Below are 23,300 nucleotides of genomic sequence, written 5' to 3' on the forward strand. Positions count from 1 at the left end.
CATGCTTTCCTCAATCAACCTTGATATCAAAATGCTCGTCCGAGGAGGAAGAGTAGCCGATGGGACGGTGCGCCACTAGCGCCGCATGCCGTGCGGGCACGCCGCGCCACGAGCTCATTCGGCTCCGCTGCGGGGCTTGCCCCAGTGCTCCAGCGCAAACTCGACAAAACTGCGCAGTTTCGGCAAACGGTAGCGATCCTGCGCATACATCAGGCTCATCGGGCGATGGGGCAATTGGTAATCCTGGAGCAGGGCCACCAGGTGCCCCTCCTTCAGGTCCTGGGCCACCAGCGCATCGGGCAGCATCACCACGCCCATGCCCGCCAGCGCGGCGCGGTGCAGGCCGGCGGAGCTGTTGATCAGCATGGGCCCGTTCACCGGCACCTTGATCTCACCGTCCGGCCCGTTGATCGGCCAGTGGTCCTGGGCGAAGCGCCATTCGTCTCCCGCCGAGTAGGCGAACGATAGGCAGTCATGGTGTTGCAGGTCGGCGGGTTGCTCCGGCGTGCCTCGCCGTGCCAGATAGGCCTTGGATGCGCAGATGGTCAAGGTGTAGTCCAGCAACGGCCGGGCGATCATCTTCGGATCGGGATGGCCCAGTCGGATGGCGACATCGAACCCGTGGTCGAGCAGGTCCAGGCGCTGGTTGGTCAACACCACGTCGAGCTTGACCTGGGGGAAGCGCTGGTTGAACTGCGCCAGTGTCGGCGCCAGGCGCTCGGTGCCGAAGGTCAGCGGCGCGGTGATGCGCAGGGTGCCGGTGGGTTCGCCCTGGGTCTGCTCGGCCAGGCGTTCGGAGTCGGCCACCAGTCCGAGGACTTCCAGGCAACGCTGGTAGTAGGCCGAGCCGAACTCGGTCAGGCGCTGGCGCCGGGTCGTCCGGTTGATCAGGCGCACGCCGAGCCGCTGTTCCAGGGCGCGAAGATGATTGCCCACCATGGTGGTGGACATTTCACACGCCTGGGCAGCGGCGGTCAGGCTGCCGGTTTCCACCACCTTCACGTACACGGTCATTGCCTGGAACAGGTCCATTATCAAGCTCTGCTTTTAAATGATTGAAGTAAAGCGGCGTTTATCCAGCCTGGGTGGCTAACCATACTGGAAAAAACCCACTCGATGGAGCTCGATGCCATGACCGCTGCCTGCCTGATGTCCACTTACCAACCCCTGGCGCTGAGTTTCACCCGTGGGCTGGGCACGCGGCTGTGGGACCAGGACGGTCGCGAATACCTCGATGCGGTGGCGGGCGTGGCGGTGACCAATGTCGGCCATTCCCACCCCAGGCTGGTGGCGGCGATCAGTGAACAGGCCGGCCTGTTGCTGCACACGTCCAACCTGTACAGCATCGATTGGCAACAACGCCTGGCACGCAAGCTCACCGAGCTGTCGGGGCTGGAGCGCGTGTTCTTCAACAATTCGGGCGCCGAGGCCAACGAGACCGCGCTGAAACTGGCGCGGCTCCATGGTTGGCACCGGGGCGTGGAGGCGCCGTTGGTGGTGGTCATGGATAACGCCTTCCACGGCCGCACCCTGGGCACGCTGTCCGCCAGCGACGGCCCTGCGGTACGGCTGGGCTTCAACCGCTTGCCGGGGGATTTCATCAAGGTGCCGTTTGGCGACCTCGCCGCATTGGAGAGCGTCCAGCGGCTGCATGCCGACCGCATCGTCGCGGTACTGGTGGAGCCGATCCAGGGCGAAAGCGGGGTGCAACTCGCGCCGCCTGGCTACCTCAAGGCCCTGAGCCGACTGTGCAGCCGGCGGGGCTGGCTGCTGATGCTCGACGAGATCCAGACGGGCATCGGCCGCACCGGCCAGTGGTTCGCCTTCCAGCACGAGGGCATCGTGCCGGACGTCATGACCCTCGCCAAAGGCCTGGGCAATGGCGTGCCCATCGGCGCCTGCCTGGCCCGGGGCAAGGCTGCCGGGCTCTTCACCCCTGGCAGCCACGGCAGCACGTTCGGCGGTAATCCACTGGCGTGCCGGGCCGGTTGCACGGTGCTGGAGATCATCGAGGAGCAAGGGTTGGTCGACAATGCCCGGCGCCAGGGCGAGCAATTACTCAATCGGTTACGGGCCGAACTGGCGGACAACCCCAATGTGCTGGCGATTCGTGGCCAGGGCTTGATGATCGGCATCGAGCTCAAGCAGCCGGTCCGTGACCTGGCCTTGTGCGCGGCACGGGATCACGGCCTGCTGATCAACGTCACCCGCGGCAAGATCATTCGCCTGCTGCCGCCACTGACCCTGGACGGGCGGGAAGTGGAGATGATCGTCAGGGGCGTGGCCCGCAGCCTCGCCCAGGGCTGAGCTCGGCCCAGGCCCAGTAGGCGAGGGCCGTGGCACTGATCAGGGCACCCAACAGGCACACCGCGACCCAGCCCCACTGCGCATGGACCTGGGTCGCGGCGACCGCCCCCAAGGCGCTGCCGATGGAATAGAAACACATGTAGGCGCCCACCAATCGGCTCTGCGCGTCGGGACGGGCGGCGAAGAGAAGGCTCTGGTTGGTCACATGGACGGCCTGCACCGCAAAATCCAGGATCACCACGCCGACGATCAGCGCCAGCAACGACGCCTGGGCGAACGCCATGGGCAGCCACGACAGCGTCAACAAGGCCAGGGCGATGCCGCTGGTGCGCTGTCCCCGACCCCGATCGGCCCAGCGCCCGGCCTTTGCGGCTGCCAGGGCGCCGGCGATGCCCGCCAGTCCGAACAAGCCGATCTGCGTGTGGGTCAGCGCCAGCGGCGGCGCGCTGAGGGGCAGCACCATGGCGGTCCAGAACACGCTGAACGCGGCGAAGATCAGCAAGGCCAGGGTGCCACGTACGCGCAAGACACGCTCCGTGACGAACAATCGGAACAGCGACCCGATCAGCGCCGGGTAAGACAGCCCCAGCCTTGGCTGGCGGGTCGCGGGCACTGCCTTGGCGAGTATCGCGCCCAGCATCAGCATCAGCCCGGCCGAGACAAAGTAGACGGCGCGCCACCCCGCCAAGTCCGCGATCACGCCCGACACCAACCGCGCCAACAGGATACCCAGCACCACGCCGCTGGTGACCGTGCCCACGGCTTGCCCGCGTTGCCGTGGCGACGCGAGGCCGGCGGCATAGGCCACGACGATCTGCACCAGCACCGCCATCATCCCCACCATGATCATCGCCCCCAGCAACACCGGCCACTGGCTGGCGTTTCCCGCGACCGCGAGCGCCAAGGCGGCCAGCAGCGCCTGGCTGATCATCAGGCGCTTGCGATCGACTCGGTCACCCAGCGCGACCAGGAACACCAGGCCCAGGGCGTAGCCGACCTGGGTCGCCGTCACCACGATGCCGATCAGGCCCGGCGCGACGTGCAAGCTCGTGGCAATCGAATCCAGCAACGGCTGGACGAAATACACGTTCGCCACGGCCAACGCGCACGTGACGCAGAACAGCAGTTGCAACGGTCGGGTCAGGCGGGGCGCATGGGCCGGGGTCGATTCATCGATGTGCGCTTGTGCGGTCATGGCGGCATTCCCTTGACTGTTCAGGTTTTGTTTTGAAACCAGATTTTGATTTTCGGCGATTCTGGTTTTAATCTGCAACCGATTTTTTAACTGCTGGCACTGGCGAGGAAGCCTTGAAATGAGCGATGCATTATCCGCAGACCAGGAATGCCCGGTGGCCCGTGCGGTCGAGGTGATTGGAGATCGCTGGTCGCTGTTGATCATTCGAGACGCGTTCGATGGCGTGCGGCGTTTCAGCGAATTCCAGAAGAATCTCGGGCTGGCCAAGAACATCCTCGCCTCGCGCCTCAAGGCATTGGTGCAAATGGGCGTGTTCGAGACCCGGCCGGCGTCGGACGGCAGCGCCTACAAGGAGTACGTCCTGACTCCCAAGGGCCGCGAGGTGTTTCCGATCGTGGTATCGATGCGCCAATGGGGCGAGCGGCATCTGTTTCGCGGTGGCGAAGTCCATTCGGTGTTGCTGGATAACGAGCGCGACGCGCCAGTGGCGCCGCTCGAAGTACGCTCGGTTGACGGCCGCACGCTGGGGCCGGACGACTGCCATCGGCGTCGGGTGACCAAGCCTTGATCGTTGCCGAAAGGCGCAAGGCAACGCAGCCAGGCGAAACGCAGCGGGACGGAATTTTTGCCGATTGTCGCGTTCAAACGCCAGCCAGAGTCGATTGTCCACGGCCTGGCACTCCAGACTGAAACCAGGAGCATTCCATGTTCACCTCGCGTCGCTTGATCGTTGTCGCTACCGCCGTGGCCCTGTTGTCCGGCTGCGCATCGCCTAATCCTTATGACAACCAGGGCCAGGCCTCCACGGATTCTCCCGGCATGAGCAAGACCGCCAAGTACGGCGGCCTGGGCGCCCTGGCGGGGGCATTGGCCGGTGCGGCCATCGGTCACGACAACCGGGGCAAGGGCGCGTTGATCGGCGCGGCGGTTGTCGGCGCTTCTGCGGCCGGCTACGGCTACTACGCCGACCAGCAGGAAAAGAAACTGCGGGCGAGCATGGCCAATACCGGCGTCGAAGTGCAGCGCCAGGGTGACCAGATCAAGTTGATCATGCCGGGCAACATCACCTTCGCCACCGATTCGGCGAACATCGCGTCCAGCTTCTACCAGCCGCTGAACAACCTGGCGAACTCCCTCAAGGAATTCAACCAGAACCAGATCGAGATCGTTGGTTACACCGACAGCACCGGCAGCCGCCAGCACAACATGGACCTGTCCCAGCGTCGCGCCCAGAGCGTGGCGACCTACCTGACGTCCCAGGGCGTGAGCGGTGCCAACCTGAGCGCCCGCGGTGCCGGCCCGGACAACCCGGTGGCGAGCAACGCCGACGTCAACGGCCGTGCGCAGAACCGTCGCGTCGAGGTCAACCTCAAGGCCATCCCCGGCCAGCAATACCAGGCGCCCGCGCAGCAGGGGCAGGGCCAGACTTACCAGCAATACCCATGATCGCCTGACGGCACATGAAAACGGGGGCCTTGGAAACAAGGCCCCCGTTTTTTGTATCCCGATGATTCATCCTGTGGCGAGTGCGGTTTTCCTGTGGGAGCGAGAATTTCTGGGCCCCATGAAAAAGCCCGCCCGATCGCGTGATCGGGCGGGCTTTTTCCTGTGAGGCGGGTGTTACTTCTTCAAACCGTAGTGCTCATCGAGCATGCCGGGCGAATTGGGGGCCTTTGGCGCGTAGTCCCGGGGTGGTTCCTGGACCTCCCGGGGCGGGGTCAGGCGTTCCCGTGGAGCCTGGCCAGCGTCGGCATGCAGGGCTGCCAGCAGGCGTTGGCGAGTCTGTTCGTCCAGGGCCAGGCGATTGGCGCCCTCGGACAGGTGATCCTGGACGTCCTGGTAGCTCTGGGTGAGTTTTTTCACCAGCGAAGCGGTGCTGTTGAAGTGGGTGACCACTTCATTCTGATAACTGTCGAAACGTTCCTGAATGTCATCCAGCTGACGTTGCGTGCTGTTGGGCACCGCGTTGGGCAGCAGTCGGGCAAGCAGGAATCCAATGGCGACACCGGCGACCAGGGCAAGAGTCGGCAACAACCAAACTAAGAGCGAGTGTTCCACGAGTCCTTCCTCTATAAACGGCTTTGCTTTACGTTAACGGCTCGGACCTGCGCTGTATACCGCGAAGAACATCGCAATCATGCCAGGCACAGACTTTTAGCTAGACGAGTTGACCCTATCCGAGGTCACGGAGTTCTTTCCTTGCTTATGCGCGAAACCCCTGTATTCATCGACGGCCCGGTGGGTCAACTCGAAGCCCTGTACCTGGACAGCGAGGCCCCCCGTGGCCTGGCGCTGATCTGCCACCCCAACCCGGTGCAGGGCGGGACCATGCTCAACAAAGTGGTGTCGACCCTGCAACGCACGGCCCGCGATGCCGGCCTGGTGACGTTGCGTTTCAATTATCGGGGGGTCGGTGCGAGCGCCGGCAGCCACGACATGGGCAGCGGTGAAGTGGATGACGCCCAGGCCGCGGCGGCATGGCTGCGGGAACAATACCCGCACCTGCCCCTGACCCTGTTCGGCTTCTCGTTCGGCGGATTCGTGGCGGCCAGCCTTGGCGGGCGCCTGGAAGCCCTCGGGCAGCCGCTCAAGCACCTGTTCATGGTGGCCCCGGCGGTGATGCGCCTGGACGCGCAATCACCCCTGCCATTGGACGGCGAGCTGACCTTGATCCAGCCGGAAACCGATGAAGTCGTCGATCCGCAACTCGTCTACGCATGGTCCGACGCGCTGCAACGCCCCCATGAGCTGCTGAAAGTGGCAGAATGCGGACACTTTTTTCATGGCAAGCTGACCGATCTCAAGGATCTGCTCCTGCCGCGCCTCTCGAATTGACAGCAGTCTGACAAGCGATAACCCATGACGACTCGTACCCGTATCCTGACCGGCATCACCACCACCGGCACCCCGCACCTGGGCAACTACGCCGGCGCCATCCGTCCGGCGATCGTCGCCAGCCGCGACAGCAATGCCGACTCGTTCTACTTCCTGGCCGATTACCACGCCCTGATCAAATGCGATGACCCGCTGCGCATCCAGCGCTCGCGCCTGGAAATCGCCGCGACCTGGCTGGCCGGTGGCCTGGATGTGGACCGCGTGACGTTCTATCGCCAGTCCGACATTCCCGAGATCCCCGAGCTGACCTGGCTGCTGACCTGCGTCGCCGCCAAGGGCCTGCTCAACCGTGCGCACGCCTACAAGGCCTCGGTGGACAAGAACCTGGAGGCCGGCGAAGACCCGGATGCCGGCATCTCCATGGGCCTGTACAGCTATCCGGTGCTGATGGCCGCGGACATCCTGATGTTCAACGCCCACAAGGTGCCGGTTGGTCGCGACCAGATCCAGCACGTGGAAATGGCCCGCGACATCGGCCAGCGCTTCAATCACCTGTTCGGCCAGGGCAAGGAGTTCTTCACCATGCCCGAGGCGCTGATCGAGGAAAGCGTCGCGACGCTGCCGGGGCTCGATGGGCGCAAGATGTCCAAGAGCTACGACAACACCATTCCGTTGTTCAGCAGCGCCAAGGACATGAAGGACGCCATCTCGCGGATCGTCACCGACTCCCGCGCCCCGGGCGAAGCCAAGGATCCGGACAACGCGCACCTGTTCACCCTGTTCCAGGCTTTCGCCACGGCGGACCAGGCGGCCGAGTTCCGTAGCGAACTGTTGCAGGGCCTGGGTTGGGGCGAGGCGAAGAATCGCCTGTTCCAGTTGCTCGACAGCGAACTGGGGGAGGCCCGCGAGCGCTATCACCAGTTGATCGAGCGCCCGTCGGATCTGGAAGACATCCTGCAACACGGTGCGAAAAAAGCCCGTGCGGTGGCGACGCCGTTTCTCAATGAGCTGCGCGAAGCGGTGGGCTTGCGCTCCTTCGTGGCCCAGGCCCAGGTGGCCGCGACCACCAAGAAGAAAGCCGCCAAGGCGGCCCGCTTCGTCAGCTTCCGCGAGGAAGACGGCAGTTTCCGTTTCCGGCTGCTGGCGGCCGACGGCGAACAACTGTTGCTGTCCCGTCACTTTGCCGATGGCAAGGCGGCCGGCCAGGTGAGCAAGCAGTTGCAAGCCGGCCAGCCACTGGACGTGCGCAACAACGAGCAGGGCTTCAGCGTCTGGCTGGACGGCGAGTGTGTGGCGGACAGCCCGCCATTCGCCGACAGCACCGCTCGGGATGCGGCGATCGATGCGTTGCGCGTCGCCCTGGCGCCTGTCCAAGACTGATCCGGCGGATCACCCGACCATCGGCTCGAATAAGGGCCGATTGCCATTCCCCTGGGCCATCGCTACAGTGACGGCCCGTTTTTGTTGCCTTGCTAACGAATATGACGCCCCTAGAACGATACCAAGCTGATCTGAAACGCCCGGAGTTCTTCCACGACGCCGCCCAGGAAACGGCAGTGCGCCATTTGCAGCGCCTGTACGATGACCTGATCGCCGCCTCGAACAACAAGCCGGGCTTGTTGGGCAAGCTGTTCGGCAAAAAGGACCAGGCGCCGGTCAAGGGCCTGTACTTCTGGGGCGGCGTGGGCCGTGGCAAGACCTACCTGGTGGACACTTTCTTCGAAGCGTTGCCTTTCAAGGAAAAGACCCGCACGCACTTTCACCGCTTCATGAAGCGCGTGCACGAGGAAATGAAGACCCTGGGCGGCGAGAAGAACCCGCTGACCATCATTGCCAAGCGTTTCGCCCAGGAGACCCGGGTGATCTGCTTCGATGAGTTCTTCGTGTCCGACATCACCGACGCGATGATCCTCGGCACCTTGATGGAAGAGCTGTTCAAGAACGGTGTGACCCTGGTAGCCACCTCGAACATCGTCCCCGATGGCCTGTACAAGGACGGCCTGCAACGCGCGCGCTTCCTGCCGGCCATCGCCTTGATCAAGCAACACACCGAGATCGTCAACGTGGACAGCGGCGTCGACTATCGCCTGCGCCACCTCGAGCAAGCCGAGCTGTTCCATTTCCCCCTGGATGCCGCCGCCGAGGAGAGCCTGCGCAAGAGCTTCCGTGCGCTGACGCCGGAATGCACCCAGGCGATCGAAAACGACGTACTGATCATCGAAAACCGCGAGATCCGCGCCATCCGCACCTGCGACGACGTCGCCTGGTTCGACTTCCGCGAACTGTGCGACGGCCCGCGCAGCCAGAACGACTACATCGAACTGGGCAAGATCTTCCACGCCGTGCTGCTCAGCGGCGTCGAGCAGATGAGCGTCACCACCGACGACATCGCCCGTCGCTTCATCAACATGGTCGACGAGTTCTACGACCGCAACGTGAAGCTGATCATCTCGGCCGAAGTCGAACTCAAGGACCTCTACACCGGCGGTCGCTTGACCTTCGAATTCCAGCGGACCCTGAGTCGTTTGCTGGAGATGCAATCCCACGAATTCCTGTCGCGGGCGCATAAGCCGTAGGGGGAAGCACTAGGCTCTGTCTGAACTGTATGGGCGAGTGCGGACACTCTTCAGACAGAGCCTAGGCTTCAAACCCGGCTGGCTCGTTCAGGTAACGAGCCAGCTGTCCCTGTCGCTGGCATCCAATCAGCAGCCACAAGAGGATCCTGGCTTTGCGCGGGCACATAAAACCGGCCATTGAAGCGCCCCGACGAAGCAGATCCATCTCGCCCCCCACGAATCCATAGGTGGCGCGAGCGGTGGAGCCGGACCCGCAACGGGTGGCGATGACCACCGGGATTCTCCGGGCAATGGCATCAATCGTGTTGGCCCAGGTTTCAGGAAGATGACCTGCCCCGAAGCCGGCGATGACCAACCCGTCGTAACCCAGCCTGAGAATATTCTCCAGCAGCAATGTGTCGGCGGACAAAGATGCTTGCAGCAAAGCAACCTTTTGTGCCGTTTGTTGGGGCAGGGGCAAGACATTGCGTGGCGATGGGGGACGCAAATAGTGAACGGCTTCCTCCAGCACCAAGCCGGCCGGGCCGACGTTTGGAGAAGAAAAGGCCTGCAAGGCCATCGAGTCGGTTTTGCGAACAGCCTGCGCCGGATGAATCTGCCCGTTCATCACCACTTGAACGCCTCGCCGCCGGCTGGCCTCGGCTACGCCAACCCGGCAGGCGTCCAACAGATTCCCCGGTCCGTCAGCTCCTGCCTGGGTAGCCGCGCGCATGGCGCCGGTTAGCACCAAGGGTTCGTCGTGGCTCCATAGAAAATCGAAAAATGCAGCTGTTTCCTCCAGGTTGTCCGTGCCTTGGGTGATGACGACGCCTGCGGCACCCTGCTCGATCTCATAATTGGCCCAGCAGAGAACGCTCAATAAAAACTCGAAATCCAGGGAGGCGCTGGGCAGCAGGCCGAGTGTTTCGACGGTGGCATTGGCCAGCGTTCTCAACTCCGGAACCGAAGCCAGCAGGGTTGCGCCATTGACGGTCGGGATTATTCCGCCTCCCGGGGTCCGGGCCTGCATGCTCACGGTACCTCCGAGTGACGCGATGCTCAGTTTGGGTAGGGCCATGCAATACCTCGCTTGCTGATGTAAAGGAATGGCTGTATCCGCCGCAGGGCTGCAGTACAGCCGTGGAGTGAATGGTCAACGGGCTATCAGGAGTCCGATGAACGGAATGATGAGCAAGGTGCTGATCGCCATGGACAGGACGTTGGCGATGAAGGCGTGCATGTCGGCGGGCAGCCTTTGGGCAATCGCGCACGCCAACGGCGGCGCTATCAACGCCCCCAGCAAAGCGCTTGATCCCATCACCAGCCAGCTGCCCCCGTAGGTCAGGACCGCCGCTGGCACGACGGACACCAGTGGAATGTAGGTGGGATACCATCCGCGCGACATCCACTGTCGACGCCAGATCATGATACCCAGTGCCGAGGCCAGTGCTTGGGCACCGATCAGTTGCGGCAGCAGGCCCGAGCCATAGGCCGGGCTCAGTGGGTTCAGGGTGTAGGCCAGCAGCACGCCTGCTATCAGGCCCAGGCTCGCCCATTCGTTGCCGAAGAAAGGGGCTTCCGAAAAGTCTGCCAGCACCCGACGCAATCCCCAGGCGACACCGTAATCCTGCTTATTGGCGCTGACGGGGGCAGGTGGTGTGTCGGAGGGCGTGCCGCCGCCAGGTGATTTCATCAGGTTCGGTAGATGGCGACAGAGCAGGAATGCGCCGACACTGGCGATCGCCATGCCGGTGACATTGCCGATCACGACCGGCAATCCAAGGGGATTGCAGACGTAATTGACCATCAATAGACACGCCGGGGTTACGAGCAGCGCGCCCATGATTGCGCCATTGATCGTCACTTTCCAACCGCCGCCAAACATCAGCACCATCGCCGCCGGCAATGAAACGAACGCCGCGAAGGTGGGTTGCCAAGCCGTGGTTGTCACTGTCCAGCCCCATATCAGATTGCTCAGCAAGAGTCCCATCAGCGAGCTGGTGATGAGCCAGGGCCACAGCCCGCTGCCGTAGCTGATGGGAAAACCTTGCCAAGCCTTGGCCAGGCGATTGGCCCGATATGCCAGGTAGGCACCGGCGAGCAGGCCGATGGACGCGAATTCATGCTTGTAGAAGGCAACCTCGCTGATATCTCCCAGCACCCAGCGTAACCAGGCCCCCGGCTGCGGCAGGCTCGCTACCAGGTGGCTGTAGTCCGGCCAATGGGCGCTCCAGTGAGTGTGGTTCAGGAAAGAAAGCCAGATGACCAGCGCTGTCGCGCCGAGCAGCAGCACAATGATCGCGATATCTTGCGGTGATCGGGTGGCAGGCTGGTGTTGCGGGAGTTTTTCGCTTGTGGTTTGCATTGGGCAGGCTCCCTCATCAACGTGGCAGACAAGGGTGCTGGGTGTAGCCCAGCATCTGATCATAGAGATCGGCGCGACGATCGCGGTGCAGATCATTCAAGTTGTTCCAGATCGCCGCGCTACGGGAACTGGTCAGGTCGATATCGGCGAAAAGGATTTCTTGTCGGTCGGCGGATGCCACCCTGCCGATTGGCCAGCCGTTGGTGCCCGCAATCAATGAACACCCCAGGTAACGTGCACCTCGCTCTTCACCTATGCGACTGGCGGCCGCAATGAATACGTTGTTCACATGTGCTGCCGTCATCGTGAGGTATGACGCCATGCACTTGCCTGCTTCGTCGAACAAGGGCGGTGGCGTCCAGACCCAGTTGTTCAGGCTGCAGATGATGTCGGCGCCTTGCTGGCTGAGAATCCGCGGTACTTCCGGAAACCAGATGTCCCAGCAGATCAGCAACCCTATCCGCCCTATAGGGGTATCGAATACCGGGAAGCCCAGGTCCCCTGGCGTGAACCAGAGTTTCTCGAGATTCCATAAATGGGCTTTTCGATACTTGCCGATGAAACCGTCTGGCCCCACCAGGACGCCGGTATTGAAAAGGCGCATGCCCTCACGTTCCGTCAGGCCAGCCACCAGATAGATCTGGTGCAGGCGGGCGAAGTCGACCCAGGCCTGTGTACTGGGCCCATCGGGCACTGGCTCGGAATGTTCGAACGCATCCTGGCGGCTGTTAAAAAAATAGCCGGTGTTCGATAACTCGGGCAGGACGATGAGATTCGCGCCACCCTGCACGGCCTCCAAGGCCAGCTCAAGGCTGCGGCGCAGGTTTTCTTCACGATGCCCTACGCCGACTTGCGGATCGAATTGCACGACGGCCACACGAACGGGACTGGTTGGCTCGCTCATTTTGTTACCTCTTCTTATTGTTATTCACGCTGTTTAACGGCGTGTTCATAAGAGGTGAAACGCAGGCGGCAGTAAGTCAGGCGTTTCTGTTTGACCTGTAGGCAGTCTCCCAAGATGGCTGGTTAGGACGGTCGATCAGAAGCCGGTGCACACTGTGCACGGCTTCAGGAGCCCGGAAGGTCAACTGCCGGTTTTATAGTGGGGGTAATCGCTCATGGAGAAACCGCCGTTGAAAATCGCGTCGGTTTTGTTGCAGATGTGGATGGCGGCGTCGACGGCGCCTCGAAAACATGGCTCAGTCCAACCGGCATCCACGGAAAATGACTCGCCAGATAGATACAGCCCCGAATGTTGGCCGTATTCCCTGTTGTACTTCATCAGGCTCACGGCCTCGTAATAGGTGCCAGGACGGTACAGCTTGGCGCAACCCAGCGCATTTTCATCGGTTATCCAGCGCTGGACCACCGCTTGGTCGAGGCCTATATAAGGCGAGATTCGTTGTTGGATATTGGTGCACTTCATCAGTATCCGATCCAGTTCCCTGGCGCATTTACGCACCAGTTCCCTGTCGGTGAATGAGGCGAGTTTCGTCGCATCATCCTCCCAGGTGTAACTCAAGAGGATGCAGTCATAGCTGTAGTTTTCGTTGTAGCGGTAGGTATAGACGTCGTGAATGAAACTGTCGGTGACGATGGCCTGGGGAATTTTGTGGTTCTTTGAAAGAAATGATTTTTTTAACGGAGCGAAGACCTTGCAACTGGTTTCCCAGTGCGCCGTCTTGTACGCCTTGATTATTTCGAAGGGCAGCATCTGCACGGTGAAATCCTCAAGCTCCAGGCGCGTTTCGATCAGCCAGGAGGGAAGGGTCATGATGACTGAGTCGAAATCCTCGAAGCGCTGTTGGATGTGCTCGGGCTGGCTATGATTCCGGTTGAAATGAACGCGTATCTTTTGGTTGGTAAGTTTTTTCAGCTTGGTGACGGACGAATCCAGTAACAAGCCATCCTTTCTCGCCAAGCAGTGTTCGTAGAAGGACTTGTCGGTTTCAGCGCTGTTCATGAACAACAGACACTCGCTCAAGGCCGCGAGCCCGATGTACCTGGGAGAATCAAAAGCCAACCCCAACGAGTCCTGGACTGCCTCCTCATGCAGGTAGGGAGAGCTCAGGGGATTGCCATTGGGATCCACTCGTCCATGAATCAATTGCAAGTGGCTGCTGAATCCAAAAATGGCCGTCCGCAGGGGATAAAGGGAGCATATGTCGTAGAAGGCTCCCCAACTGCCATCACCTATTCCGATCGCGTAGAAGATGGCTGACTCCTGCGCGGACATCCCCATCCCGCCGAAGTCGCCTGGCGTGTGCTTGTCCCAGTTTTCCAGTGCCGGCATGCTCACCAGATCACGAAAGGACACGCTTTCGTACTTTGCGACAATGGCAGCCCATAGGGTTTCCCATTCGTCACTGCCATAGACCTTCGCGACCTGCCGTGTCATTCGGTCGGCAAAAGCCGTCCATTTGGCGAAGACCCCTTGCAGGTCCTTTCCGGGTGGCGGGGTCTGGCCGTCTTCATTCTTCCAGATCTGCATGTGCGGCGCGTCATCGGCGCCGAGGCTGCCTTCGCGCAGGTAGATACCTGTCGAGCGAACCGCCTGGCTTCCCGGGTTGGCAAAATCCGAAACCGATAAGTCAAAAGCCTTGGCGTAATAGGCCATCAGCGATCGCCCCTCCAATACAGGTTCGTCTACCCGGTTGAAGAAGGGCATGCGCATCGCGCCCATCTCGAAGGGCGTGTGGCTTGCGCTGGAATGCTTGCTGCCGGGCACAGTGAGATGCCTTCCGCCAATGCGCCTGGATTGCTCGATCAGCGTTATCCGGGTGAACCCGCAGCGGTAAAGTTCTCTGGCCGCGGTCAGGCCAGTGATGCCTGCGCCGATGATGCAAATTCTATGATGTGGTTGGGTCGCCCTGGCGATGCCGTCCTTCTGTTCGACCAGCGAGCGATAGTCGAAGCACAGGTCGGGTGGATTGGGGAAGCGGGCAGCCCATTTGCTTCCTGTCGAGCGCTTGGTCCGCTTGAACTCTTTGAACACAGAGGAGGGGTAGTTATAGCTTGAGCCAATGGTCATTGATGATCTTCCCTGAGACTGATTTCAGGGCAAGATATTGAAGTGCTGAGGCAAGGATGTATGCGAGCGGAATCCAACCGTGAGTTCGCTATATTCCGTTTTTTATGTAGGAATCAGGGATCGGCCCCTCCACCGGGCATCACATGTGGGCGCGAGCAGGCTCACTCCCACATGGAAAGGCGCCTGCCGCTTCACGCCGCCTGCTGGAACTGCTGCCGATACTGGTTCGGCGACAGGTCGGTGTGTTGCCGGAACAGCCGGGCGAAAAAGCTCGCGTCGTCGTAGCCGACTTCGTAGCTGATGGTCTTGATGCTTTTGCGGCTGCCCGACAGCAGGCCCTTGGCGGTTTCGATGCGCAGCCGTTGCAGGTAGTGCAGGGGCTTGTCGCCGGTGGCGGTCTGGAAGCGGCGCATGAAGTTGCGGATGCTCATGCCATGTTCGCGGGCGACGTCCTCGAAGCGGAATTTGTCGGCGAAGTGTTCTTCGAGCCAGTGCTGGATCTGCAGGATGATCACGTCCTGGTGCAGCTTCTGTCCGCCGAAACCGATGCGCCCGGGGGAATAGCTGCGCTGCACTTCGTACAGGATGTCCCGTGCCACGGCCTGGGCCACGTTGGCGCCGCAGAAGCGTTCGATGAGATAGATGTACAGGTCGCAGGCCGAGGTCGTGCCGCCGGCGCAGAACAGGTTGTCGGCGTCGGTCAGGTGCTTGTCCTGGTTGAGATGGACCTGGGGGAAGCGCTCCTTGAAGGCATTGAAGAAGCGCCAGTAGGTGGTCGCCTCCTTGCCGTCGAGCAGCCCGGCCTCGGCCAGCCAGAACACCCCGGTGGCTTCGCCGCAGAGCACGGCGCCGCGAGCGTGCTGCTCACGCAGCCAGGGCAGGATCTGGGGATAGCGCTGGCACAACGCCTCGAAATCATCCCAGAAGGCCGGAAGGATGATGACGTCGGTGTCCTCCAGGCCGCCGTCCACCGGCATGATTACATCGCTGAAGCTGTTGACCGGCTTGCCATCCGGGCTGACCAGGCGGATTTCGAACGCCGGTGTCAGGCCCAGGCCCAGCTGTTTGCCGTAGCGCAGGCTGGCCAGGTAGAAGAAATCCTTGGCTTGCATGAGGGTGAAGGCGAAGACCCGGTCGATTGCCAGGATGCTGACGCGCCGCAAGGGCGTGGAGACGTGCATGGACATAATTCATCTTTATTTTTATAGGGGAAAGTGGTCACCAAACGGCTGGATCGTCTTATTTTTTGTCGGATGTGTCCAGTGTCCTGTCATTCCTCGCAGGCTTAGGCTCTGTCGGATAACCACGTCGAACAATAACCAAAGGTGCGCCATGATCCCCAGAACCCTGTTCAGCCCCGAGCACGAATTGTTTCGTGACAGCGTACGAACCTTCCTCGAAAAAGAAGCCGTGCCCTATCACAGCCAATGGGAAAAACAGGGGCACGTGGATCGCCAGCTCTGGAACAAGGCAGGGGAGGCGGGCATGTTGTGCTCCCATCTCCCCGAGGCGTATGGCGGTCTGGAGGCCGACTTCCTCTACAGCACGGTGGTCATCGAGGAGATCGGCCGCCTGGGCCTGACCGGGATCGGCTTCTCGCTGCATTCCGACATCGTCGCGCCCTACATCCTGCATTACGGCAGCGAAGCGCTGAAGCTCAAGTACCTGCCCAAGCTGGTGTCCGGCGAGATGGTCACGGCCATTGCCATGACCGAGCCGGGTGCCGGTTCCGACCTGCAAGGCGTGAAGACCACGGCGGTGCTGGAGGGCGATGAATACGTCATCAATGGCTCGAAGACCTTCATCACCAATGGCTTCCTGGCGGACCTGGTGATCGTCGTCGCCAAGACCGACCCGAAGGCGGGCGCGAAGGGCACCAGCCTGTTCCTGGTGGAGGCGGGTACGCCGGGTTTCGAGAAGGGCAAGCGCCTGGAAAAGGTCGGCATGAAGGCCCAGGACACGTCGGAGTTGTTCTTCCAGGATGTCCGCGTGCCGAAGGAAAACCTGCTCGGGCAAGCCGGGATGGGTTTCGCCTACCTGATGCAGGAGTTGCCCCAGGAGCGCCTGACCGTCGCCATCGGTGGCCTGGCCTCGGCCGAGGCGGCGCTGCAGTGGACCCTCGACTACACCCGCGACCGCAAGGCGTTCGGCAAATCCATCGCGGACTTCCAGAACACCCGCTTCAAGCTGGCGGAAATGGCCACCGAGATCCAGATCGGCCGGGTCTTCGTCGACCGTTGCCTGGAATTGCACCTGCAGGGCAAGCTCGACGTGCCGACGGCGGCGATGGCCAAGTACTGGGGCACCGACCTGCAATGCAAGGTGCTCGACGAATGCGTGCAGTTGCATGGCGGCTACGGGTTCATGTGGGAATACCCGATTGCCCGGGCGTGGGCGGATGCGCGGGTGCAGCGGATCTATGCCGGGACCAACGAGATCATGAAGGAGATCGTTGCGCGGTCGCTTTGATGGGCTGATGAGTTCGAGGTCGCCATCGCGAGCAAGCTCGCTCCCACAGAGGATTCGTGTCTGATCGCTATTTCGTGATCAACATCGAACCCCTGTGGGAGCGAGCTTGCTCGCGAACGGGGCCTATGGAATCAAGGCGCCGGGTTCGGCTGGTCCTTGTGGATCGCCTCGATCCCCGCCAGGACGTCGTCCGACAGCTTCAGGTCGAAACTGGCAATGTTGCTGTCCAGTTGCTCCAGCGTGGTGGCGCCAATGATGTTGCTGGTCACGAACGGCTGCTGGGTGACGAACGCCAGGGCCATCTGGGCAGGGTCCAGGCCATGCTCCCGGGCCAGCGCCACGTAGCGGCTGCAGGCGGCTTCCGATTGCGCGTTGAAGTAGCGAGTGAAGCGGCTGTACAGCGTCAGGCGACCCTTGGCCGGCCGTGCGCCGCCTTCGTATTTGCCCGACAGGAAGCCGAAAGCCAGGGGCGAGTAGGCCAGCAGGCCGCACTGTTCGCGAATGGCGATTTCCGCCAGGCCGACCTCGAAGCTGCGGTTGAGCAGGTTGTAGGGGTTCTGGATCGACACCGCCCGCGGCCAGCCACGGGCCTCGGCCAGGGCGAGGAACTTCATGGTGCCCCAGGGCGTTTCGTTGGACAGGCCGATGTGGCGGATCTTGCCTGCGCGGACCTGTTCGTCCAGGGCTTCGAGGGTTTCCTCCAGCGGGGTGAAGTCCTCGTCGGCCTTGTGCTGGTAGCCCAGTTGGCCGAAGAAGTTGGTGCTGCGTTCCGGCCAGTGCAGCTGGTACAGGTCGATCCAGTCGGTCTGCAGGCGCTTGAGGCTGGCATCCACGGCCTCGACGATATGCCGGCGGTTATGCTTGAGATTCTTGTCTCGAATGTAGTCGATGGTGTTGCCGGGGCCGGCGATCTTGCTCGCCAGGATCCAGTCGGCGCGGTCGCCGCGGCTTTTGAAGTAATTGCCGATGTAGCGCTCGGTGGTGGCGTAGGTCTCGGCCTTCGGCGGCACCGGGTACATCTCGGCGGTGTCCATGAAGTTGATGCCGGCGGCCTTGGCGCGCTCGATCTGGGCGAAGGCCTCGGCCTCGCTGTTCTGCTCACCCCAGGTCATGGTGCCGAGGCACAGGGCGCTCACGTTCAGATCGGTACGGCCTAGCTGGCGATAGTCCATCGGGACCTCCTTGGGCAAAACAATCATAAAAGCAGGTTGAAAAAGTTTTCGCAATCTGCATAATTGCGCACCTCTTTCTGCAGTGGAAGTGATGCCCCGCCGCCGAAGAATCTTGCCGTTGAACGGACGCGCCGACCCGAGCCCCCGAAAGCGTCTGTATCCGGCTGCCTTTGACTTGTCAAAGTACGCACTATTCAGTAAGATCCGCCGTCTAATTTACAGGGCGGCCCCTGAGGCTATAAAGAATGAAAACTTTTACTGCTAAACCGGAAACAGTAAAGCGCGACTGGTTCGTCGTCGACGCTGCTGGTCAGACCCTGGGTCGTCTGGCCACCGAAATCGCGAGCCGTCTGCGTGGCAAGCACAAGCCTGAGTACACCCCTCACGTTGACACCGGCGACTACATCGTCGTGATCAACGCTGAGCAAGTACGTGTTACTGGCGCTAAAACCACTGACAAAATGTACTACTCCCACTCCGGTTTTCCTGGCGGCATCAAGTCGATCAACTTTGAAAAGCTGATCGCCAAGGCCCCTGAGCGCGTGATCGAGACCGCGGTTAAAGGCATGCTGCCTAAGAACCCGCTGGGTCGCGACATGTATCGTAAGCTGAAGGTTTATGCGGGCGCTGCTCACCCTCATACTGCTCAGCAGCCCCAAGAACTGAAGTTTTAACGGAATAGTTCATTATGTCGGCGACTCAAAATTACGGCACTGGCCGTCGCAAGACTGCAACCGCACGCGTTTTCCTGCGTCCGGGCACTGGTAACATCTCCATCAACAACCGCTCCCTGGATAACTTCTTCGGCCGCGAAACTGCCCGCATGGTAGTTCGTCAGCCGCTGGAACTGACCGAGACCGTCGAAAAATTCGACATCTACGTCACCGTTATCGGTGGTGGTGTAAGTGGCCAGGCTGGCGCAATCCGCCACGGCATCACTCGCGCCCTGATGGACTACGACGAAACCCTGCGTAGCGCCCTGCGCAAAGCCGGCTTCGTGACTCGCGACGCTCGTGAAGTCGAACGTAAGAAAGTCGGTCTGCGTAAAGCGCGTAAGCGTCCGCAGTACTCGAAGCGTTAATTTCGCTTCCGCTTTCAAAAGGCGCCCAGTTCCTCACGGAGCTGGGCGTTTTTTTATGGGCGAAAGAATTGCTCTGTGACAACTTGCCACATTCGTAGAACCCCTATACTACAAGGCTTAGCGGTTTGGCCGCTTGGTAATTACCTTGTCAGAATTGGGGCTTTTCATTACCATTCGGCAAAATTTTTATAAGTTCAGATTTTTACTTAGTAGACGCCTGATCTAACAGGCCACAAAGCTGATGGGAGAGGACTGAATGAGCAATGACGGCGTGAATGCAGGCCGGCGTCGCTTCCTGGTAGCAGCCACATCCGTGGTGGGTGCTGCAGGAGCGGTGGGGGCTGCGGTCCCGTTCGTGGGGTCATGGTTTCCCAGTGCCAAGGCGAAAGCCGCAGGTGCACCGGTGAAAGTGAATGTCAGCAAGATCGAGCCAGGCCAGCAGATGATTGCTGAATGGCGCGGCCAGCCGGTGTTCATCGTCCGCCGTACAGAGGAAATCCTGGGGAATCTGAAAAAGATCGAGGGTCAGCTGTCCGACCCGTCCTCCAAGAACTCGGTCCAACCGGAATACGTCAACCCTGAAACGCGCTCGATCAAGCCGGAAGTCCTGCTGCTGATCGGGATCTGCACGCACCTGGGTTGCTCGCCAACGTTCCGTCCCGAAGTGGCTCCTGCCGACCTGGGCAAGGATTGGGTCGGTGGCTATTTCTGCCCTTGCCACGGCTCCCACTACGACCTGGCCGGTCGCGTCTACAAGTCGCAGCCCGCACCGCTGAACCTGCCAGTTCCCCCGCATTCCTATGAGACCGACGACATCATTGTCATCGGCGTCGATACGGAGAAAGCGTGATGAGCAAACTAATGGATTGGGTTGATGCGCGCTTTCCCGCGACCAAGATGTGGGAAGACCATCTCAGCAAGTATTACGCTCCAAAGAATTTCAACTTCTTCTACTTCTTCGGATCCCTGGCGCTGCTGGTCCTGGTCAACCAGATCGTCACCGGTGTCTGGCTGACCATGAGCTACACCCCGTCGGCGGAAGAAGCATTCGCGTCCGTCGAATACATCATGCGCGACGTCGAGTACGGTTCGATCCTGCGCCTGCTGCACTCCACCGGCGCCTCGGCGTTCTTCATCGTGGTCTACCTGCACATGTTCCGTGGCCTGCTCTACGGTTCGTACCAGAAGCCACGCGAGCTGGTGTGGGTCTTCGGCATGCTGATCTACCTGGCGCTGATGGCCGAAGCCTTCATGGGCTACCTGCTGCCATGGGGCCAGATGTCCTACTGGGGTGCCCAGGTGATCATCTCGCTGTTCGGCGCGATCCCGGTCATCGGCAACGACCTGACCCAGTGGATCCGTGGTGACTACCTGATCTCCGGTATCACCCTAAACCGCTTCTTCGCCCTGCACGTGGTCGCCCTGCCGATCGTGATCCTCGGCCTGGTGGTGCTGCACATCCTGGCGCTGCACGAAGTCGGCTCGAACAACCCGGACGGCGTGGACATCAAGAAGCACAAGGACGAGAACGGCGTACCGCTGGATGGCATTGCCTTCCACCCGTACTACACCGTGAAGGATATCGTCGGCGTGGTGGTCTTCCTGTTCATCTTCTGTTCGATCGTGTTCTTCTTCCCGGAGATGGGCGGGTATTTCCTCGAGAAGCCGAACTTCGAACAGGCCAACGCCTTCAAGACCCCTGAGCACATTGCCCCGGTCTGGTACTTCACGCCGTTCTACGCGATCCTGCGGGCGATCCCGGACAAGCTGCTGGGCGTTATCGCCATGGGTGCCGCCATCGCCGTGCTGTTCGTGCTGCCGTGGCTGGACCGCAGCCCGGTCAAGTCGATGCGCTATAAAGGCTGGCTGAGCAAGATCTGGCTGGTGGTGTTCTGCATCTCGTTCATGATCCTGGGCGTGCTGGGCGTACTGGCACCGACACCGGAGCGTACCTTGCTTTCGCAGGTGTGCACCTTCCTGTACTTCGCCTACTTCATTCTGATGCCTTTCTATACCAGGCTCGAGAAGACCAAACCGGTTCCGGAAAGGGTGACTGGCTGATGAAAAAGCTATTTGCTGTACTGATTCTTGCTGCCATGCCTGTACTGTCCTTCGCGGCCGAACACGGTGGTCCGGAACTGGAAAAGGTCGATATCGACGTTTCCGACAAAGCAGCCATGCAGGACGGCGCGCGCACGTTCGCCAACTACTGCATGGGCTGCCACAGTGCCAAGTTCCAGCGTTACGAGCGCGTGGCCGACGACCTGGGCATTCCTCATGAGGTGATGCTGGAGAAATTGGTGTTCACCGGTGCCAAGCTGGGCGACCACATGACCGTCGGCATGCAGCCTGCGGACGCCAAGACCTGGTTCGGCGCTGCGCCGCCCGACCTGACTCTGGTGGCGCGGGTGCGTGGTACCGACTGGCTCTACGGTTACCTGCGTTCGTTCTATGAAGACCCTGCGCGCCCATGGGGCGTGAACAACAAGGTCTTCCCGAACGTCGGCATGCCTAACGTCCTGGTCGGCCTGCAGGGTCGCCAGGTGGTAGGCTGCAAGCAGGTGCAGATCGTCGAGCACGGCAAGAAGCAATTCGACCCGTTGACCGGCACTGCCTTGACTCACGAAGCCTGCGATCAGTTGACCATCGTGCCGAACAGCGGCACCTTGACCCCTGAGCAGTTCGACGAGAAGGTCAAGAACCTGGTGACCTTCCTGGCCTACTCGGCCAACCCGGTGAAGCTGGAGCACCAGCGCATCGGTACGTATGTATTGCTGTACCTGGCGTTCTTCTTCGTATTCGCTTACCTGCTCAAGCGTGAATACTGGAAAGACGTTCATTGATCGATGCTGTAAGCCGTTGCTGTTAATCGTGCGCGCCCAAGGGCGTCTCTGAAAGTGTAACGAGCCTGGTCGGCCAGGCGTTACGGGAGGCGCCCTCTGGGCGCGCTCGTTTTTCCGTTTTTCGATAATTTCAACAAGCGAGGAGGATCGCCATGGGCGTGACCAATCGGTTGGCCTGCTACTCCGACCCCGCCGACCACTATTCCCACCGGGTACGCATCGTACTGGCAGAGAAGGGTGTCAGCGCCGAGATCATCTACGTCGAAGCGGGTCGCCAGCCGCCAAAACTGATCGAGGTGAACCCTTACGGCAGCCTGCCCACGCTGGTCGATCGTGACCTGGCGCTGTGGGAGTCGACCGTGGTGATGGAATACCTGGATGAGCGTTACCCGCATCCGCCTTTGCTGCCGGTGTACCCTGTCGCTCGTGCCAACAGTCGTTTGCTGATGCACCGCATCCAGCGCGACTGGTGCGGGTTGGTGGACCTGATTCTGGATCCACGGACCAAGGAAGCGGCGCGGGTCGTGGCCCGTAAGGAGCTGCGTGAAAGCCTGACCGGCGTATCGCCGCTGTTTGTCGATAAGCCGTTCTTCCTCAGTGAGGAACAAAGTCTGGTGGATTGCTGCCTATTACCCATACTCTGGCGATTGCCTATTCTGGGTATCGAACTGCCACGGCCTGCCAAGCCGTTGCTTGATTATATGGAGCGTCAATTTGCGCGTGAGGCTTTCCAGGCGAGTCTGTCTGGTGTCGAACGCGACATGCGCTGAGGCTTAAGGAGCCGCTATGAACTCCAGTCGACCTTATCTGGTCCGCGCGCTCTACGAGTGGATTGTGGACAATGACTGCACCCCGCACATGCTGGTCAATGCCGAGTATCCGTCGGTGCAGGTGCCGCAGGGGTTTGCCAATGACGGGCAGATTGTCCTGAACGTTTCGCCGGCTGCCGTGCGCCACCTGCACATGGACAACGATGCCGTCAGTTTTGAAGGGCGCTTCGGCGGTGTGCCGCACACCCTGTATGTGCCTATTGCAGCGATTCTGGGGATTTATGCCCGGGAGAATGGCCAGGGCATGGTGTTCGAGCTCGAGGCACCGCTGGACGGCGAGGACGCCTTCGAGGCGGACGAAGACCTGCCACCGGATGACGAGCCGCCACGGCCTAGTGGTCGGCCGAGCTTGAAGGTGGTGAAGTAGCGGGGTGCCGTTTTTTTGACTGGTTGGTGTATCTCCGTTTCTTCGGTAACGGCCACTAAGGGTTCCGCCCTTACGGCGGGTCACTTTTGGTAAAAGCGCCAAAAGTAACCAAAAGCGCTTTGCCGGTATGACTCACCCACATGGGTTACAAATCAGTTCACGCACATAGGTAACAGTTTTTAACTGGCATGGTCGATTTCGCGAGGATCTGACCATGCCCTGGAGAGAGCTGAAACCTATGGACCTCAAA

Annotated in this window: 23 protein-coding genes; 14 read left to right on the top strand and 9 right to left on the bottom strand. The window is 60.9% G+C overall.

Translation table 11 applies throughout. The annotated features are described in order from the left end of the window. Positions 1-114 precede the first annotated feature (114 nt). Positions 115-1,032, bottom strand: a complete 918-nt coding sequence (locus tag Q6A48_RS20830) for a LysR family transcriptional regulator (protein ID WP_304556121.1) — start codon at positions 1,030-1,032, stop codon at positions 115-117. Between the two features lie 99 nt (positions 1,033-1,131). Between Q6A48_RS20830 and Q6A48_RS20835 the strand changes: the two genes are divergently transcribed. Further along, on the top strand, positions 1,132-2,307 hold the full coding sequence (locus tag Q6A48_RS20835; RefSeq protein WP_304556122.1) for an aspartate aminotransferase family protein: 1,176 nt from the start codon (positions 1,132-1,134) through the stop codon (positions 2,305-2,307). Here Q6A48_RS20835 and Q6A48_RS20840 read toward each other — a convergent pair. Next, complete coding sequence (locus tag Q6A48_RS20840; protein WP_304556123.1) at positions 2,273-3,502, bottom strand: MFS transporter; 1,230 nt, start codon at positions 3,500-3,502, stop codon at positions 2,273-2,275. The genes Q6A48_RS20835 and Q6A48_RS20840 overlap by 35 nt on opposite strands. A 118-nt stretch (positions 3,503-3,620) precedes the next feature. Here Q6A48_RS20840 and Q6A48_RS20845 point away from each other — a divergent pair, with 118 nt between their 5' ends. Both Q6A48_RS20845 and Q6A48_RS20850 read left to right on the top strand, forming a co-directional pair. After that, entirely contained in the window at positions 3,621-4,070 is a 450-nt protein-coding gene (locus Q6A48_RS20845) for a winged helix-turn-helix transcriptional regulator (protein ID WP_304556125.1), read from the top strand. Between the two features lie 137 nt (positions 4,071-4,207). Next, positions 4,208-4,948 carry a YiaD family glycine zipper/OmpA-like lipoprotein gene (locus Q6A48_RS20850; protein WP_304556126.1) on the top strand — a complete coding sequence of 247 codons (741 nt, stop codon included), beginning with the start codon at positions 4,208-4,210 and terminating at the stop codon, positions 4,946-4,948. A 174-nt stretch (positions 4,949-5,122) separates the two neighbouring features. On the opposite strand, the gene Q6A48_RS20855 is transcribed toward Q6A48_RS20850, so the two are convergent. Further along, a complete protein-coding gene (locus tag Q6A48_RS20855) occupies positions 5,123-5,560 on the bottom strand; it encodes a Z-ring associated ZapG family protein (RefSeq protein ID WP_042728264.1) in 438 nt (145 codons plus the stop codon). 147 nt (positions 5,561-5,707) lie between these two features. Between Q6A48_RS20855 and Q6A48_RS20860 the strand changes: the two genes are divergently transcribed. The 3 genes from Q6A48_RS20860 (at position 5,708) to zapE (ending at position 8,913) form a co-directional block, all read left to right on the top strand. Continuing rightward, the gene (locus Q6A48_RS20860; RefSeq protein ID WP_304556127.1) at positions 5,708-6,337 is read left to right on the top strand and encodes an alpha/beta hydrolase; all 630 of its coding nucleotides are present in this window, start codon (positions 5,708-5,710) and stop codon (positions 6,335-6,337) included. Positions 6,338-6,361: 24 nt separating this feature from the next. After that, on the top strand, positions 6,362-7,717 hold the full coding sequence (locus tag Q6A48_RS20865) for a tryptophan--tRNA ligase (RefSeq protein ID WP_304556128.1): 1,356 nt from the start codon (positions 6,362-6,364) through the stop codon (positions 7,715-7,717). A gap of 101 nt (positions 7,718-7,818) precedes the next feature. Continuing rightward, a complete protein-coding gene (zapE, locus tag Q6A48_RS20870) occupies positions 7,819-8,913 on the top strand; it encodes a cell division protein ZapE (protein WP_304556129.1) in 1,095 nt (364 codons plus the stop codon). 61 nt (positions 8,914-8,974) lie between these two features. On the opposite strand, the gene Q6A48_RS20875 is transcribed toward zapE, so the two are convergent. The 5 genes from Q6A48_RS20875 to Q6A48_RS20895 all read right to left on the bottom strand — a co-directional run bounded on the left by Q6A48_RS20875 (position 8,975) and on the right by Q6A48_RS20895 (position 15,376). Further along, complete coding sequence (locus tag Q6A48_RS20875; protein ID WP_304556130.1) at positions 8,975-9,970, bottom strand: asparaginase; 996 nt, start codon at positions 9,968-9,970, stop codon at positions 8,975-8,977. Positions 9,971-10,045: 75 nt separating this feature from the next. After that, complete coding sequence (locus Q6A48_RS20880) at positions 10,046-11,257, bottom strand: hypothetical protein (RefSeq protein WP_304556131.1); 1,212 nt, start codon at positions 11,255-11,257, stop codon at positions 10,046-10,048. Positions 11,258-11,273: 16 nt separating this feature from the next. After that, complete coding sequence (locus Q6A48_RS20885; RefSeq protein WP_304556132.1) at positions 11,274-12,161, bottom strand: nitrilase family protein; 888 nt, start codon at positions 12,159-12,161, stop codon at positions 11,274-11,276. A 180-nt stretch (positions 12,162-12,341) separates the two neighbouring features. After that, the gene (locus tag Q6A48_RS20890; protein ID WP_304556133.1) at positions 12,342-14,288 is read right to left on the bottom strand and encodes a flavin monoamine oxidase family protein; all 1,947 of its coding nucleotides are present in this window, start codon (positions 14,286-14,288) and stop codon (positions 12,342-12,344) included. 191 nt (positions 14,289-14,479) lie between these two features. Next, positions 14,480-15,376, bottom strand: a complete 897-nt coding sequence (locus tag Q6A48_RS20895; RefSeq protein WP_304556140.1) for a GlxA family transcriptional regulator — start codon at positions 15,374-15,376, stop codon at positions 14,480-14,482. Between the two features lie 244 nt (positions 15,377-15,620). Here Q6A48_RS20895 and Q6A48_RS20900 point away from each other — a divergent pair, with 244 nt between their 5' ends. After that, the gene (locus Q6A48_RS20900) at positions 15,621-16,757 is read left to right on the top strand and encodes an acyl-CoA dehydrogenase family protein (RefSeq protein ID WP_304556134.1); all 1,137 of its coding nucleotides are present in this window, start codon (positions 15,621-15,623) and stop codon (positions 16,755-16,757) included. Between the two features lie 131 nt (positions 16,758-16,888). Here the strand turns inward: Q6A48_RS20900 and Q6A48_RS20905 are convergent, their stop codons facing one another. Continuing rightward, on the bottom strand, positions 16,889-17,929 hold the full coding sequence (locus Q6A48_RS20905; protein WP_304556135.1) for an NADP(H)-dependent aldo-keto reductase: 1,041 nt from the start codon (positions 17,927-17,929) through the stop codon (positions 16,889-16,891). A gap of 245 nt (positions 17,930-18,174) precedes the next feature. Between Q6A48_RS20905 and rplM the strand changes: the two genes are divergently transcribed. From rplM to Q6A48_RS20940, 7 genes are all read left to right on the top strand, one after another. Then, positions 18,175-18,603 (top strand): 50S ribosomal protein L13, encoded by a 429-nt coding sequence (rplM, locus tag Q6A48_RS20910; protein WP_003205365.1) that lies wholly within the window; start codon positions 18,175-18,177, stop codon positions 18,601-18,603. Positions 18,604-18,617: 14 nt separating this feature from the next. Beyond that, positions 18,618-19,010 (top strand): 30S ribosomal protein S9, encoded by a 393-nt coding sequence (rpsI, locus tag Q6A48_RS20915; RefSeq protein ID WP_003228056.1) that lies wholly within the window; start codon positions 18,618-18,620, stop codon positions 19,008-19,010. A gap of 256 nt (positions 19,011-19,266) precedes the next feature. After that, positions 19,267-19,860: a ubiquinol-cytochrome c reductase iron-sulfur subunit gene (gene petA / locus Q6A48_RS20920; protein WP_003205363.1), complete on the top strand. Its 594-nt coding sequence runs from the start codon at positions 19,267-19,269 to the stop codon at positions 19,858-19,860. After that, on the top strand, positions 19,860-21,071 hold the full coding sequence (locus tag Q6A48_RS20925; protein ID WP_304556136.1) for a cytochrome b: 1,212 nt from the start codon (positions 19,860-19,862) through the stop codon (positions 21,069-21,071). The genes petA and Q6A48_RS20925 overlap by 1 nt, the downstream gene beginning before the upstream one ends. After that, a complete protein-coding gene (locus tag Q6A48_RS20930; RefSeq protein ID WP_304556137.1) occupies positions 21,071-21,853 on the top strand; it encodes a cytochrome c1 in 783 nt (260 codons plus the stop codon). Before Q6A48_RS20925 ends, Q6A48_RS20930 begins: the two co-directional genes overlap by 1 nt. 152 nt (positions 21,854-22,005) lie before the next feature. Further along, entirely contained in the window at positions 22,006-22,623 is a 618-nt protein-coding gene (locus tag Q6A48_RS20935) for a glutathione S-transferase N-terminal domain-containing protein (protein WP_304556138.1), read from the top strand. Between the two features lie 16 nt (positions 22,624-22,639). Then, the gene (locus Q6A48_RS20940; RefSeq protein ID WP_304556139.1) at positions 22,640-23,050 is read left to right on the top strand and encodes a ClpXP protease specificity-enhancing factor; all 411 of its coding nucleotides are present in this window, start codon (positions 22,640-22,642) and stop codon (positions 23,048-23,050) included. Positions 23,051-23,300: the final 250 nt, after the last annotated feature.

Source organism: Pseudomonas citrullilanati (assembly GCF_030580855.1).
GTDB lineage: Bacteria > Pseudomonadota > Gammaproteobacteria > Pseudomonadales > Pseudomonadaceae > Aquipseudomonas > Aquipseudomonas citrulli.